This window comes from Gillisia xinjiangensis (assembly GCF_046298265.1).
Lineage (GTDB): Bacteria > Bacteroidota > Bacteroidia > Flavobacteriales > Flavobacteriaceae > Gillisia > Gillisia xinjiangensis.
On record NZ_JBKAHK010000007.1, the window covers coordinates 19,341 to 34,057 of the forward strand.

At 37.6% G+C, this 14,717-nt stretch carries 10 protein-coding genes; 2 read left to right on the plus strand and 8 right to left on the minus strand.

Annotated features, from left to right (window positions below):
* Positions 1-9: 9 nt before the first annotated feature.
* The 6 genes from ACKGJN_RS12590 to tsaD all read right to left on the minus strand — a co-directional run bounded on the left by ACKGJN_RS12590 (position 10) and on the right by tsaD (position 5,636).
* A complete protein-coding gene (locus ACKGJN_RS12590; RefSeq protein ID WP_409539886.1) occupies positions 10-1,221 on the minus strand; it encodes a class I SAM-dependent methyltransferase in 1,212 nt (403 codons plus the stop codon).
* A gap of 11 nt (positions 1,222-1,232) precedes the next feature.
* Entirely contained in the window at positions 1,233-2,321 is a 1,089-nt protein-coding gene (locus ACKGJN_RS12595) for an AI-2E family transporter (protein ID WP_409539887.1), read from the minus strand.
* 12 nt (positions 2,322-2,333) lie between these two features.
* Positions 2,334-2,858 carry a TrmH family RNA methyltransferase gene (locus ACKGJN_RS12600; RefSeq protein ID WP_409539888.1) on the minus strand — a complete coding sequence of 175 codons (525 nt, stop codon included), beginning with the start codon at positions 2,856-2,858 and terminating at the stop codon, positions 2,334-2,336.
* Positions 2,855-3,499 carry a DUF4159 domain-containing protein gene (locus ACKGJN_RS12605; protein ID WP_409539889.1) on the minus strand — a complete coding sequence of 215 codons (645 nt, stop codon included), beginning with the start codon at positions 3,497-3,499 and terminating at the stop codon, positions 2,855-2,857. The genes ACKGJN_RS12600 and ACKGJN_RS12605 overlap by 4 nt, the downstream gene beginning before the upstream one ends.
* 400 nt (positions 3,500-3,899) lie before the next feature.
* Positions 3,900-4,610, minus strand: coding sequence for a 16S rRNA (uracil(1498)-N(3))-methyltransferase (locus ACKGJN_RS12610; RefSeq protein WP_409539890.1), 711 nt, complete (start codon positions 4,608-4,610; stop codon positions 3,900-3,902).
* Positions 4,611-4,613: 3 nt separating this feature from the next.
* Positions 4,614-5,636, minus strand: coding sequence for a tRNA (adenosine(37)-N6)-threonylcarbamoyltransferase complex transferase subunit TsaD (gene tsaD, locus ACKGJN_RS12615; protein ID WP_409539891.1), 1,023 nt, complete (start codon positions 5,634-5,636; stop codon positions 4,614-4,616).
* A 162-nt stretch (positions 5,637-5,798) separates the two neighbouring features.
* Here tsaD and ACKGJN_RS12620 point away from each other — a divergent pair, with 162 nt between their 5' ends.
* On the plus strand, positions 5,799-10,130 hold the full coding sequence (locus ACKGJN_RS12620) for a translocation/assembly module TamB domain-containing protein (RefSeq protein WP_409539892.1): 4,332 nt from the start codon (positions 5,799-5,801) through the stop codon (positions 10,128-10,130).
* Positions 10,131-10,227: 97 nt separating this feature from the next.
* Positions 10,228-11,214, plus strand: a complete 987-nt coding sequence (gene pfkA / locus ACKGJN_RS12625) for a 6-phosphofructokinase (protein WP_409539894.1) — start codon at positions 10,228-10,230, stop codon at positions 11,212-11,214.
* A gap of 175 nt (positions 11,215-11,389) precedes the next feature.
* On the opposite strand, the gene ACKGJN_RS12630 is transcribed toward pfkA, so the two are convergent.
* Positions 11,390-11,770, minus strand: a complete 381-nt coding sequence (locus tag ACKGJN_RS12630) for a RidA family protein (RefSeq protein ID WP_409539895.1) — start codon at positions 11,768-11,770, stop codon at positions 11,390-11,392.
* Positions 11,771-12,015: 245 nt separating this feature from the next.
* Positions 12,016-14,673 (minus strand): putative LPS assembly protein LptD, encoded by a 2,658-nt coding sequence (locus tag ACKGJN_RS12635; protein WP_409539896.1) that lies wholly within the window; start codon positions 14,671-14,673, stop codon positions 12,016-12,018.
* Between the last annotated feature and the right edge of the window lie 44 nt (positions 14,674-14,717).

A 14,717-nucleotide genomic window follows, 5' to 3' on the forward strand; every position in this document is an offset into this window, starting at 1 on the left:
TTATTGGTCTTAATCGTCATTATCTGAAATCTGGGTTTTAGCAGAAATTTTCTTACAAACCAATACGATTTTTTCATTTTTAAGGTTGGTGGTAAAAAATAAATAAGAATTTCCCCCATCGCGTATTTTTAGTTCCTGCCGCAGTACTTCCACCGATTTAGGGAAATTCCGTGTGGTGATATTGGCCTTTTTTACCTTCAAGCTTTGCTTTAATAACTTCTTGTTAAAAGGTACCATATCAAATACTTCAAAAATTCTTCCCGGAAATTTTTTCATTGTTTCCGAAGTGAATAAATGTGAATTCGAATGAAGTTTCAAGGTGTTGGTTTGAACTGCCAATTCCCGAAACATCCCACTTTTCATGATAACTGGATTGGGCTCGTAGAGGTATTTTAAAGGAAGGCTTAATGGTACCTCCGATTGATTATTTGAGAATTTAGTTTCGAATAATTGATTTTCTGATTTTTGAAAATCGATGGTTTTTATTTCAACTTCACCCTGATATCCCTTTTTCAATATCCATAATAATTCCTTAACATCACTGTTAACTGCAACGATATGAATTTCAGAAACCTGCTTTAACTCAATAATTCCAGCTTTCAGGTCAAGTAAAGGAGAGGTCTTGAGCATAATATTTTCTGATCTCTCAAAAAGCATTTGCAGGTTTCCTGAAATATCAGGAGTACATTGATTCATGTGAAAAACTTTACCTCCGTGCTCATCACGTCTTGAGGGATCAAGGTAGATCCAGTCAAAGTGGTCTTCCGATGTCTTCAAAAATTCGATCCCGTTTCCCTGAAATGCATTAATATTTTCAGCTCCAAAAATTTTAAAATTATGTGTGGCGATCTCAAATAATTCAGGATTGAGTTCACAATAGGTGAGCTGGGTAAATTTTTCAGCAAAAAAATAAGAGTCTATTCCAAAGCCCCCGGTAAGATCTATCAGCTTTTCCCCTGAAATTAATGAAGCCTTGTATTTTGCGGTTTTCTCTGAAGAAGTTTGCTCCAAATTAAGATTTGGAGGATAAAGAATGTTTTCAGAATTAAACCAAATCGGAAGTTTTAATTTGGCCTTCTTTTTTCCTGAAATCTGTACCCCAATTTCCTGGCTGGAAATATAGGGAAACGGGCTTCCTTTCAAAATCAATTTTGAAAGATCCTCAAAAAGATGCTCTGAAATGAAGTTTTGAACCTCTGGATTTAATAGTGCTTTGTTCAAGCCTGGTTGTTTTAAAGATCCCTTGTAAGCCTTTTAACGATCTTATATTCGCTTAGTGATTCTTTCGCTATAACTTTTAATGCAGTGTAAAAAGGAACTGCTACAACCATTCCTAAAACCCCAAATAAGAGTCCCGAAATAAGAATAATGAGAAATATTTCTAAAGGATGTGAGCGCACGCTGGCCCCGAATATAAGCGGTTGACTAATAAGATTATCTATCATTTGTGAAATCCCATACCCTAACATAATATAGATTAATTTTGGTAGAATAACCATTTGAAAATCGGCTCCAAGCTGGCTGGAGATTACAAAAAGGGCCATTAAAATACCTGCGAATATTGGGCCTAAATAGGGGACCAGGTTCAAAAAAGCACAAATAAAGGCTATTGCTATTGGATTATTTATTTCAAAAATAGTCAGTAACAGGAGATACAGTATGAACAGCACGCTAATTTGCATTGTAAGACCTACAAAGTATCTGGACAGCAAGATCTTGATCTTGTTGAACACCCGTTGAAATTTATCTTCTTCCCCCCTGTTGGCAAAAACAAGGATGCTGTTAAGCATTAACTTACTGTCTTTAAGCAGGAAAAATGAGATGAACATTATGGAAAATATCGCAATTAAGGTAGCTCCTAAAATACCAAAAACGCTGTTTAAAAATTTTGGGATCAGGTTAACGTCCAGGTTTTGAACTATTTCACTTTGCATTAAACTATCCAATATATTGATCTCATCGACCCCGAGGTAGGTATTTATCTGAACATTTAATTCATTGATATCGCTTTTAAAAGCCTCAATGTCTATTCTGCCTATATATTGACTTTGCTCGATAAGAATTGGAACAAAAACGAGGATTATCCCAACAAAAACAATCATGACTAGAATTAACACTATAATGACCGACATTTGATTAGGGATACGAAATTTGGATCTTAAAAAAATAACAAAAGGTCTTCCAATTAAAGAGATAACCCCTGCAATGGCTATATAAACCAGGACAGACTGGACTTGATATAGAAAATATAACAACAGGAATATTGCGGCTATAATCCCCAGTGCTCTTAAAATCCCGTAAGAAAATGTTTTTTCGTTCACGTTGTAAATATATTATTTCTTCTGAAAGCGCGGAAGGCTTTTCGTAATTTCATATAAAGCTATTCCAGTTGCCTGTGCAACATTCATGCTGCTGTTAGTTCCAAACATTTCAATATGCACTTTTTTATCGGTAATTTCAAGCAGGGTATCATCTATTCCGTTTCGTTCATTGCCTATTATAAGGACAATTTTTGATTCCATTTCAAAATTAATGGAGTTCAGAATCTGGCTGTCGGATGTGATTTCCAAAGCAAAAACAACATAATTCAATCCCTTCAGTCTTTTAATTGCTTCTGTTGAGTTTTCCTGGAATTCGTATGCTACATTTTTTAGGGTTGACCGGGCAGTTCTTTTTAGGCGATTGTTTTCAGGATTAAACGGTGTACCGCAAAAAACAATTTTTTCAATATTAAATGCATCGGCAAGCCTGAAAATACTACCAATGTTGGCATCTCCCATCAAATTATCGGTAAGTAATATTACAGGGAACTTAGATGGGAGATTTGAATGTGATTGATGTGCCAGTTGTAAACTCAATTTTCAAAAGCGTATTTAAGAATGTTAGTTCCCATTTGCAGGGCTTTTAGTCTCACTTCAGGCGGGTCGTTATGAACGGCTGGATCTTCCCATCCGTCACCTAAATCACTTTCTACCGTAAAAATAAGGATGAGCCGGTTATTTTCAAAAACCCCAAATGCCTGGGGTGGCAGGCCCTCATGTTCATGAATTTTTGGCAACCCATTTGGAAAGGAAAAGGCATTGTTGAAAATAGGATGTGATGAAGGAAGTTCCTGTAATTCTCTGTCGGGGAATACTTTTTTTATCTCTTTTAAAAGATACTTTTGCATTCCGTAATTGTCATCAATGTGTAAAAACCCACCGCTTAACAGGTAATTCCTAAGGTTTGTTGCCTCCTCATCGCTAAAATAGACATTTCCATGGCCTGTCATATGTAAAAAGGGATATTGAAAAATATCGGTACTTCCGGGAGTAACGGTTGCTGGTTTTTGGTTTATTGCCGTGGTTATGTTTTCATTGCTGAATTTTATAAGGTTTGGCAAGGAGGTGGGATTCGCATACCAGTCTCCGCCACCCTGATACTTCAAAAGGGCAATTTCCTGAGAGTGCAGCTGCATTCCAAGAAGTGTTAAAAAGATAAAGACGATTTTAGTTATCATTATTTATTTTAATTGTTGTCCGGTAAACATTTTTTTTAAGCTGAAACCAGTCATTCATTGGGCATTCCAATGGGATTTTAATAAACAAACCTTACTTTTCTGAATTTTTCAATTATATCGATAATTAAAGTGTTATGAAAAAATAGAAATCATACCTAAATGTTTATCAGTTCATTAAAATCAAGCCTTGATTCTTTGTTCTTGCAGTTACGCCGAAGGCGGAACGATCTTGACTCTTTACAGGACATTACTAATTTATTTTAAAAGTATAAACGGAAAGGTAGGGTTTTCATATGTAGATTCTTATTATTTTTCATTGGTCTCCCGATAGCTATCGGGAGTAATTCGCATATCTTCATCGGTATTTGAATTGTGTTTCCGTTGACAAGCTCATTTCATTTTAGTCCTCATTGGTTAAAGCTACGGTGTGACAGGCTACAATGGCAGCAGTTTCAGTTCGTAACCGACTTTTACCAAGACTTACAGGGATCCAGCCGTTATTTAATGCCAGTTCGATCTCTGCCAAAGAAAAATCCCCTTCCGGACCTATTAAAATAGTGGAGTTTTGCTTTGGTTTTAAAAGACTTTTTAAAGATATCCGTTTTTTATCTTCTTCGCAGTGAGCGATGTATTTTTCGCCTTTTATATCACTTTGAATAAATTCTGAAAAGCTCAATGGTTCATTTAATTTGGGAATGCTAAAATGAAGCGATTGTTTCATCGCACTTTGAAGCACGCGCTCAAAACGGTTTGATTTCACGAATTTCCGTTCGCTGTGTTCACATATCACAGGCGTGATTTCCTGTATGCCAATTTCTGTGGATTTTTCCAGGAACCATTCGTAGCGGTCATTCATTTTCGTGGGCGCTACCGCAAGGTGAAGATAATAATCAGGTTTTTTTTCGGCTTCAACTTCAATTATTTTAGCGATACATTGCTGCGAGGTTATAAGGATTATTTCGGTTTTAAAAAGAAATCCGGATCCGTTAGTCACATTAAGAATTTCTCCCTCTTTTTTCCGAAGAACTTTCACAATGTGCCTGCTTTCCTCTTTGGGAAAAATAACCTGCTGGTCATTTTCGGAAATATCCGGTTGATAAAATAACTGCATCTTTTAAATTTTATAGCGGGCCTGAGCGGTTACCGAAAGATCGGAAAAATCCTTGTTCAAATATTTATAATATCCTACAATGCCTATCATTGCAGCATTATCTGTTGTATACTCAAATTTTGGGACATAGGTTTTCCAACCATATTTGGCCTCTGCTTCATAAAGCGCCTTTCTGATCCCGCTGTTGGCAGAAACACCTCCACCAATAGCTATTTCCTTAATTCCTGTTAGTTTTACCGCCTTTTTCAGCTTATCCATAAGGATCTCCACTATGGTATATTGAATGGAAGCGCAAATATCATCACGATTTTCTTCAATAAAATTGGGGTTTTCCTTAACCTGTTTCTGAATAAAATAAAGCACCGCTGTCTTGAGTCCGCTAAAGCTAAAATCAAGTCCGCCAACCTTTGGTTTTGTAAATTTAAAGGCCTTGGGGTTTCCGGTTTTTGCATATTTATCTATTAAAGGACCACCGGGATAGGGAAGGCCTAAAATTTTGGCACTCTTGTCAAAAGCTTCTCCCACCGCATCATCAATGGTTTGACCTATAACCTCCATCCCGAAATAATTTGAAACTTTTACTATCTGGGTATGCCCACCGCTTATGGTAAGTGCAAGAAAGGGGAAACCTGGCTTTGAGAAATTTTCTTCAGCAATAAAATGCGCCAGAATATGGGCCTGCATGTGGTTTACCTCAATGAGAGGAACGTTTAAACCCATAGCCAGAGATTTCGCAAATGATGTTCCTACCAATAAAGAACCCATAAGTCCGGGACCTTTGGTAAATGCGATTGCAGATATGTCATTTTTGTCGATATTTGCTTCATCAATTGCCTGGTGAATTACCGGAACGATGTTTTGCTGGTGTGCTCTGGAAGCGAGTTCGGGAACTACACCTCCGTATTTTTGATGTACCTCCTGGGTTGCAACAATATTCGATAATAAAGTGTCGTTTTTTAAAACTGCCGCAGCCGTATCATCACAGGAAGATTCTATCGCTAAAATATATATATTTTGGGAAGTCATTAAAAAGAGAAAGGCATTATAATTGTTAATATTGTTTACAAAGTTATAACATAAAAGCGTATCAAAAAATTCTGGAAAATACTAATTAGAACAGTTGTCGCACTGCTTTTGTTTTTCGTGCTTTTATTGATTTTATTCTCCATCCCCGCCGTTCAAACATCGGTGGCAAAAAAGTTAACAAAATCTATTCAGGAAAGTGCCGATGTGAACATTACTGTGGGCAGGGTTAGTTTTTCCTATTTCGGAAGAATACGTCTAAAGCATGTGTATGTTGAGGATCACCACCAGGATACCCTTATCAATATAGTTGAATTAAAAACCTCCATTTTAAGCTTAAAAAATTTAATCGCAAATTATCCCAGTTTAGGAAATACCACAGCCGAAGGTTTAACCTTTAAAATGAAACGTTACAAGGGAGAGGATACAGACAATCTTAGTGTTCTTCTGGAAAAATTAAAAACAGAGCCTACCGGAGAAAAAAAGCCTTTTAAACTTTCTGTGGCCGATATTTTTATCAAAGATGGTTATTTCAGCTTTGTAAATGAAAATTTGGATTCCCCGGAGATAATCGTTTTAGACAAACTCAATCTCCTGGCAGAAAATCTGGATATCGAATCAGATGAATTTTCCCTGAATGTTAATTCCCTGAAAGCCGAAGAGGGAAGGGGACTCAAAATCAAAAATTTATATACCAGGTTTTCTTATAGCCCCAAAAAGATGGAGATGAAGGATTTGCTATTGGAAACACCTTTTTCAAAATTGGATGCAGATATCCGTATGGATTACGTTATGGAAGATTTTTCCGACTTTGAGAATAAAGTGCAACTTGAAGCAGATATTCGGGATTCAAAGTTTTCTACTCAGGATCTCCAAATTTTTTATGTGCCTTTTGGAGACGGGCAGGATCTCGCCATAAATACAAACCTAATAGGAACCCTGAATGATTTCAAATTGGAAGATTTTCAGTTAGAAGGGATGGATCGAAGCAGTATCGATGGAAATATGCTTGTGCAAGGTGTTTTTTCTGAAGAGATGCAGGATTTTAAACTCACCGGGGATTTTAAGGATTTAACTTCCAATTATTACGACCTCGTAAATTTATTGCCAGGGCTTTTTAGAGAAAAATTGCCTTTAACCTTAAGGGATTTTGGAAATCTTAAAATGCAGGGTAATACTATTTTAACCAAAAATTCCCTTATTGCCGATGTGTTCATCGCAACACAACTTGGTACTGCGAAGGCAGATGTAACCATGCAAAACCTTAATAATCCTGCAGATGTTACCTATAAAGGAAACTTAATATTCAATCAATTTAACATTGGTCGTTTGCTGGATGACCCTAAACTTGGTAAAACCAGCTTTAACCTGTTTGTGGATGGCAAAGGCTTTACAACAGAAGATCTAAATACACAAATTCGGGGTAAAATTTCAAAACTGGCTTACAACGATTATATGTATTCTGATGTGCATGTTATGGGGACTGTAAAAAACATGATTTTTAATGGAAACCTTGTATCCAACGATCCTAATTTAAGGCTTGAATTCTCCGGATTAGTAGACATTTCGAAAAAGCAAAACAATTATGATTTTGAAGCCTCTGTAGGCTACGCCGATCTCAATAAGCTCAATTTTGTTTCCCGTGATAGTATTTCGGTTTTTAAGGGCGATGTTTTTATGAATATGAGCGGAAATAGCCTGGATAATATCTCCGGAAATATCCTGTTGTTGAACACTACCTATCAAAACCAGAACGATCTTTATTATTTCGATGATCTAAGCGTCAATTCTTCTTTCGATGCAGAAGGAATCCGGACCATTGCTGTAGAATCCCCGGATGTTGTGAATGGTGAGATTACCGGTAATTTTAAAATTTCAGAAGTAGATGCGCTTATAGAAAATTCCCTGGGAAGCATTTACACGAATTACCGTCCAAATACTATTACCAGCAATCAATATATGGAGTTCAACTTCGATATTTATAATAAGATCGTAGAGGTGTTTTATCCTGAAATTACGCTGGCTCCCAATACGTTTCTCCGCGGAAGGGTAGAATCGGATGAATCGGAATTCAAATTGACATTCAGATCCCCAAAAATTGAAGCTTTTGGGAATATGCTGAAAGATATCAATATTCAGGTAGATAATACAAACCCTATTTATAACACTTTTGTGGAAGCAGACAGTGTTTCTACCAAGCTATATAATTTCTCAGAATTTAGTTTGATAAACGTGACCTTAAGGGACACGTTATTCATAAGATCTGAACTTCAGGGAGGAAAAGCCAATAATGATGTTTTTAACCTGAATTTATTTCACACCATCAACGAGGAGAATAAATCGGTTGTGGGAATCCAGCGATCAGATGTAAAATTTAAAGACAATATTTGGTTTTTAAATGAAAACAATAACAAAAGCAATAAAATAGTATTTGACAATAACTTTAATGATGTTGTGATAGATTCACTTGTTTTGAGCCATCAAAATGAAATGATTCGGTTAAGTGGTGTTATGACAGATACTACCTACAAGGATTTTAAAATTGAATTTGACAATGTAGATATAGGCAAGATTACACCCGATCTTGACAGTTTGGCAATAACAGGTAATTTGAACGGAAAGTTAAATCTTCTTCAGGAAAAGGGAGCTTATTATCCCAATACATCGCTTACTGTAGATGAACTTACAATAAATGATATTCTTCTTGGAAACCTTAATATTGTGGTAGAGGGCAATGAAAGTCTCACATTTTATAATATAGATGCCACCCTTAAAAATAAGGGTCTTGAATCCTTAAATGCAAAAGGCGGGATTGATGTAAATGCAGATAATCCAAAGATAAATATGGATGTTGCACTCCGTAATTTCAATATGGCGGCATTTAGTCCCTTGGGAGGGGAAGCTATAGACAATATTCGTGGATTTGCTTCAGGAGATGCACAGGTAACCGGAAACTATCGAAATCCTGATATTACAGGGCAGTTGCAATTACAAAAGGCGGGATTAAGGGTTCCGTATTTAAAAATAGATTTTGATTTCCAGGATAATGCCGTAGTAAATTTATCGGACCAAAAATTTGTATTCGATGAAATTGAAATTGTTGATACCAAATATCAAACCTCCGGAATTCTTGACGGATCCATTTCCCATAGAAATTTTAAAGAATGGTTTTTAGATTTGGAGATTACAAGTGACAGGCTGGTAGTACTGGATACAGAAGCCGAAGTAGATGCCCTGTATTACGGCACTGCCTTTATAGATGGTTTTGCCAGTATAAAAGGACCAACAGAGAAACTGATAATCGATGTAAATGCCTCTACCGCAAAAGGGACTGTTTTTAAGATCCCTTTAAGCGATGCAGAATCTATTGGGGATAATTCCTATATCCATTTTTTAAGTCCTGAAGAAAAAGCTTCCCGGCAGGCCGGGGTTATTTTGGAATTGCCGGAAGTGAAAGGATTGGAACTTAATTTTGATCTTGATATTACCAATGATGCCGAAGTAGAAGTGGTGGTAGATCAGGCCAGTGGAAGTACCCTTCGGGGTCGTGGAGCGGGAAACCTGCTTATCGAGATCAATACCAACGGAAAGTTTAATATGTGGGGAGATTTCGTGGTATATGAAGGGGTTTACAATTTTAAATATGCAGGTTTGGTACAAAAATTATTCAATGTTCGATCTGGAAGCAGTATCAATTGGGATGGTAGTCCAACTCAGGCACAGCTGGATGTAAGCGCTGTATATGAAGTAGATGCAAATCCGGCGGTATTGCTTGAAAATCCTTCCATTAACAGAAAAATACCTGTAGAAGTTGTCATTTTACTTCAGGGACAGATCGTTCAACCGGATATTACCTTTAATGTGGAATTTCCAAATGCCAGTTCGGTGGTAAGATCGGAACTGGAATATAGAATCAATGACCGTGCAAGCAGGGAATTGCAGGCTTTGTTTTTGGTTACCCAGGGTTCATTCTATAGTGAGCTTGCCATTGGCCAAAATGCGATTACAGGAACCCTGGTGGAAAGGGCTTCCAGTTTGGTGAACGATATCTTTGCAGATGAAGAAGGTAAATTCCAGGTTGGTGTAAATTATGTACAGGGAGACCGGACACCGGATCAGCAAACAGTAGATAGATTTGGGTTAACGCTATCAACCCAAATAAGCAACAGAGTATTGATCAACGGTGCGGTGGGTGTTCCCGTGGGAGGAGTAACCGAAACGGCAATAATTGGGGATGTAGAAATTGAATTTCTTTTAAATGAAGATGGCTCACTTCGGGCCAAGGTATTTAACCGGGAAAACAACATTCAGTTCATCGGGGAGGAAATAGGGTTTACCCAAGGTGTTGGATTATCCTATTCGGTAGATTTTGACACCTTCAAGGAACTTATCAGGAAGATCCTGAATAAGGAACTGGTAAAATCGAAAGCTGAGAAAGAACAGGAGGAATCTGCAAAATCCCTGGCTCCGGAGTATATAACCTTCCCTCAGCAATAGGATTTTCTCACCGGTTGATTAATTTTAGATGAAATCTTCTTGCTGAAACCTTCTTATTTAATTAAAGTTTGTAATTTTAAAATTACAAAACATATCTATGGCCAAAAAAATTAGACGAATAGGAGTAATGACTTCCGGTGGAGATTCTCCTGGAATGAATGCGGCAATAAGGGCAGTAGTAAGAGCTTGTGCTTATTATAACGCCGAATGCGTTGGGTTTTACCGAGGGTTTCAGGGAATGATAGAAGGAGATTATTTGGAAATGAATGCAAGAAGTGTCCAAAATATTATTACCCGGGGAGGAACCATTTTAAAATCGGCGAGGTCCAAAGAGTTTTTAACCAAAGAAGGAAGGCAAAAAGCTGCTGATAATCTAAAAAGGGCAAGGGTAGATGCCATGATCCTTATAGGAGGGGATGGAACTTTTCGGGGAGGGAAAATCTTTAGTGAAGAACATCACATTCCAATTATTGGAGTACCAGGGACTATAGACAATGATATTAACGGTACCAATTACACCATAGGTTTTGATACCGCTTTAAATACAGTTGTAGAAGCCATCGATAAGATTCGGGATACCGCGAGTTCACACAATCGTTTATTTTTTATTGAAGTAATGGGCCGGGATGCTGGTTTTATTGCTCTAAATAGCGGAATAGGTGCCGGTGCAGAAGAAATTCTTATCCCGGAAGAAGATCTTGGGCTTGACAGGTTATTGGATTCTCTTGAGCGCAGTCGTAGGTCTGGAAAAACCTCCAGTATTGTGGTGGTTTCAGAAGGTGATAAAATCGGGAAAAATGTTTTCGAACTTGCCGAATACGTTAAGGAAAACCTACCCGATTATGATGCCAAAGTAACCGTTTTAGGACATATCCAAAGAGGTGGGAGCCCTTCCTGTTTCGACAGGGTTCTTGCAAGCAGACTTTGCGTACGGGCAGTAGAATTATTGCTGGATGGCCAGGAAAATCTTATGGTTGGAATTGTAAATAACCGGATGGAGACCTGCAGTCTTGAACAGGCTTTACAAAGTAAACATGAAATCAATAAAGACCTACTAAGAATATCCGATATTCTATCCATTTAGCCCTAAGAAAGGCACTTTTAGTCTAACCTATTGAAAAATAGCCTGTTTAAATTTTCCCGGGATCAGCGAAATTTAACCAGGCTAAAAATATTGATTTTGTCTCATCATTGGGTTTAATTCCTCGATGTAATATGGAGATGCGTTTGAGTGATATAAACCTTGGCACTTTTGATACCTATTTAACAGCGATGGCACTAATCTCTACATTTACAAATTTAGGCAGGTTGGCAACTTCAACCGTTTCCCTCGCCGGTGCTGTTTCCTGATTGAAATATTCTCCATAGACTTCATTAATTTGAGAGAAATTATTCATATCGCTTACAAAAATGGAAGTCTTGATCACGTTTTCGAAATTCATTCCTGCTTCTTTCAGGATTGCATTCAAATTTTCCATCACCTGTTTGGTTTCATCAACGATAGTCCTTGTTACCAATTCATTGGTTTCAGGATTAATAGCTATTTGCCCTGAGATATAGAGCATGTTTCCGCTTAAAATCGCCTGATTATAAGGACCTATAGGTGCAGGCGCATCGGATGTGTTTATGATCTTTTTCATCTGTGATTTTTATTGTTTTTATTGGTCAAAAATTTATTTCGCAAATCTTATTTGGTGTTTGCATCTAGTTTCCGTTATGCTTATTTCATAATTAATATTTTAATTTCAACAGTGAATTTACATTCTTACTCTTACATACCTCGTGAATATGCTCCGAGAGAATTGCTTTTCTTGTATTTTTATATACTAAGCCAATTTAGTATAAAATGTTCTAACTTATAAAGCTGCTTTCAGTTTGCCTTTTGCTATAGTTGCCGGTCCGGCTCTCTCCGTTTATCATATTTAATATCACTTAAGATGGAAGATTTTATTCCTATAAAGAAATTCCAGGAAGCACGGGAACTAAAAGGTATCCAGCTAAAATTCATCCTCCAACTATCCAAATCCCTTGCAAACCTTAATTGGGTATAGGTAAAGCCTCTTTCTTTTATATCAAAACCTGAAGATCCACCTACAGACCATTTTGGAGAGAGATCTATATCCCCTGAAAACATAATGGAATGCGAGGTAATTTCACTTTGCCTGGCGGTATTGTTATAGGTCATGGTATAAGCAAGCCTGAGGTTCCAGGGTATTTTATAATTGTACCACTCACTTTTCTCGGTTTCTTCATCTTTATCAAAGGGATCATTTTCCTTATCCATAAAGTTACCGTCAATATCGGTTCCTTTCCCAAAGAGATCATCCGGCCTTCCGCCACCCCTGAAGGTTTGATTATCCTTGTCTTTATCAGTATCACCGCCTTCTTCAAAGTCTTTGCTGGAAAATGAATATCCAAAACTAACATTGGCAGCTGTAAACCTAAACAAGCTTCCTCCGTTTTCAATATTTAATTTATTAACTCTGCGGTTATTATTGTCCAATGCATAGATATCGAGGTTTGCAGCCACATTCACATCCAGTTTATTTTGAATTATGGGAATGCTTCCCCTTAAACTAATGGGAGAGAGCCTTAAGGAATCCCCCGCTAAATTATAAGCGGTACTCACACTAAAATTATTTAATAATATAATTTTTTTGGGTTCAACAGCCGTACTGTCCTTGTCCCTAACCTTGGCTTCAATTGTATTGCTTATTCCAAGTCCAATGGAACTGGCAAATGTTCTTCCCGGTGCCCCAAACAAGGTTCCCTGAAATCTTGAGTAATTCACAAATTCATTCAGTGCCGGATCAATGTCATTGGTGATTTCATATTGATCGTAATATTGGTCAAAAGCCGGATTGTAATTATAACTTACTGAAGGCCTCATCACATGTCGGACAGCCTGAATTTTTTTATCCTTGCCAAAATTCACCAATCCATAAATGGTGGTTCCCATACTGGTACTAAAATTATAGGTGCGGTAGGAATCAAAACCGGTTATAGTGTCTATTACAACCGATCTATTAACCTGATCGTAAGACCGGTCAAAGGTTTTAAACACCCAGTTTTCCTGATAATTTGCGCTGGTGCTAACACTTAGATATTTTAATAATTTAAAGTTCGTGGCAATTGGAATGGAATGTTGCACTCCCATATTGGCATCCCGGAACATTTCCGGAGTAAAGAAAAGTGAATCTGTGGTTCGTATCCTGTTTTCCCCTCTTAAATTATATTGAAAGTTTATATTTTCAATAAGTCCTTTTTTTGCGCCAAATTCCGGAGCAAGCGGATAAATCCTGGAAACGCTTGCCTGAAGTGTTGGCAAGGTCATATTGATTTCCTGTGTATTGGTATTTTGGTTGTGATTTGCGGTTAAATTCACATTGACTTGTGGTTCGCCCTGAAAGGTCTTGGAATAAGAAACTGAAGAACTTAATGAGTTATTAAGAAAATTCCCGGTGTTCGCCTGGTTTACAGATTCCCGGTAATAATCGCTGCTTCCAAGATTAACCGAAGCAGAAAACCTGGAACTTGGATTCGCTTTGGAATCCTGAGAATGACTCCACTGAAGATTATAGTTAGAGCGCTGTGCAAAATCCGGAAAACCCCGTTCACTGTCAAGTAAATTTTCATACCTGAGATTTACATTACCCCTAAACCTATAGCGGTTTGCGTAACTTGACTCTACACGCATCCCATAACTTCCGTTGGTATAATAATCTCCCAAAACCAACAAATCTGCATAATCACTCACCGCAAAATAATATCCTCCATTTTGCAGGAAATAACCTCGTTGATTGGTCTGGCCAAAGGAAGGAAGTATAAATCCGGAGGTTTGTTCATCGGTTAACGGAAAGTACCCAAAGGGAAGACCCAAAGGTGTAGGCACATCGGCAATATACATATTCACCAATCCGGTAACAATTTTCTTTCCTGGTACAAATTTTATTTTTCGGGCATAAAAGAAATAATCGGGATCTGTCTCATTTTCAGAAGTTGTAAATCGGACATTTTGCATAAAATAAACCGAATCGTTTTCACGCTTGGTAACTTCGCCAAGAACCTTAAACCCGCCTTGTTCGGTCCTGGAATTATAGATAAGGGCTTTTTCGGAATCAAAATTAAACCGAATGGAATCCGGTTCAACCGTGTTTTGTGCTTGTGTGAAAATTGGTCGTTGGGAATATGCACCGGTGGAGTCGGGAATTCCATAGGCATAAACTTCATTTTTTTCGTTGTCTAAAATGATCAGTCCGGCGGTAAGTACGATATCTCCGTAGGTGATTTGTGCCTGATCGAATAAATACATCTTGTTTTCCTTCGGACTAAGGCGCATATAATCATCGGCAGTGTAGGTTACAACATCGCTTAAAAGAACAGGAGCTGGTTTTAGCGTATCCTGTTTTATGGTATCCTGCTCAATAATTCTTGGATTAGGCACAAGAGAATCGCTCACTTTCAGGATACTATCTCTTTGAGCTTCCACCCGAACCCCTTGTGGGGGCTTGATTTCCTGTGCCACAGCAAAATCTGTGAACATCAGAAAAAAAACAGCGAAAAAAAGTATGTAAAGTGAGTTTGTCC

What these genes read in the sequence shown, in the direction of transcription:
- ACKGJN_RS12610 (WP_409539890.1), bottom strand. Translation starts at nt 4,610, where the DNA reads ATGCAGTTATTTTATCAACCGGATATTTCCGAAAATGACCAGCAGGTT.
- tsaD (WP_409539891.1), bottom strand. Translation starts at nt 5,636, where the DNA reads ATGACTTCCCAAAATATATATATTTTAGCGATAGAATCTTCCTGTGAT.
- pfkA (WP_409539894.1), top strand. Translation starts at nt 10,228, where the DNA reads ATGGCCAAAAAAATTAGACGAATAGGAGTAATGACTTCCGGTGGAGAT.
- ACKGJN_RS12605 (WP_409539889.1), bottom strand. Translation starts at nt 3,499, where the DNA reads ATGATAACTAAAATCGTCTTTATCTTTTTAACACTTCTTGGAATGCAG.
- ACKGJN_RS12630 (WP_409539895.1), bottom strand. Translation starts at nt 11,770, where the DNA reads ATGAAAAAGATCATAAACACATCCGATGCGCCTGCACCTATAGGTCCT.
- ACKGJN_RS12635 (WP_409539896.1), bottom strand. Translation starts at nt 14,673, where the DNA reads ATGTTCACAGATTTTGCTGTGGCACAGGAAATCAAGCCCCCACAAGGG.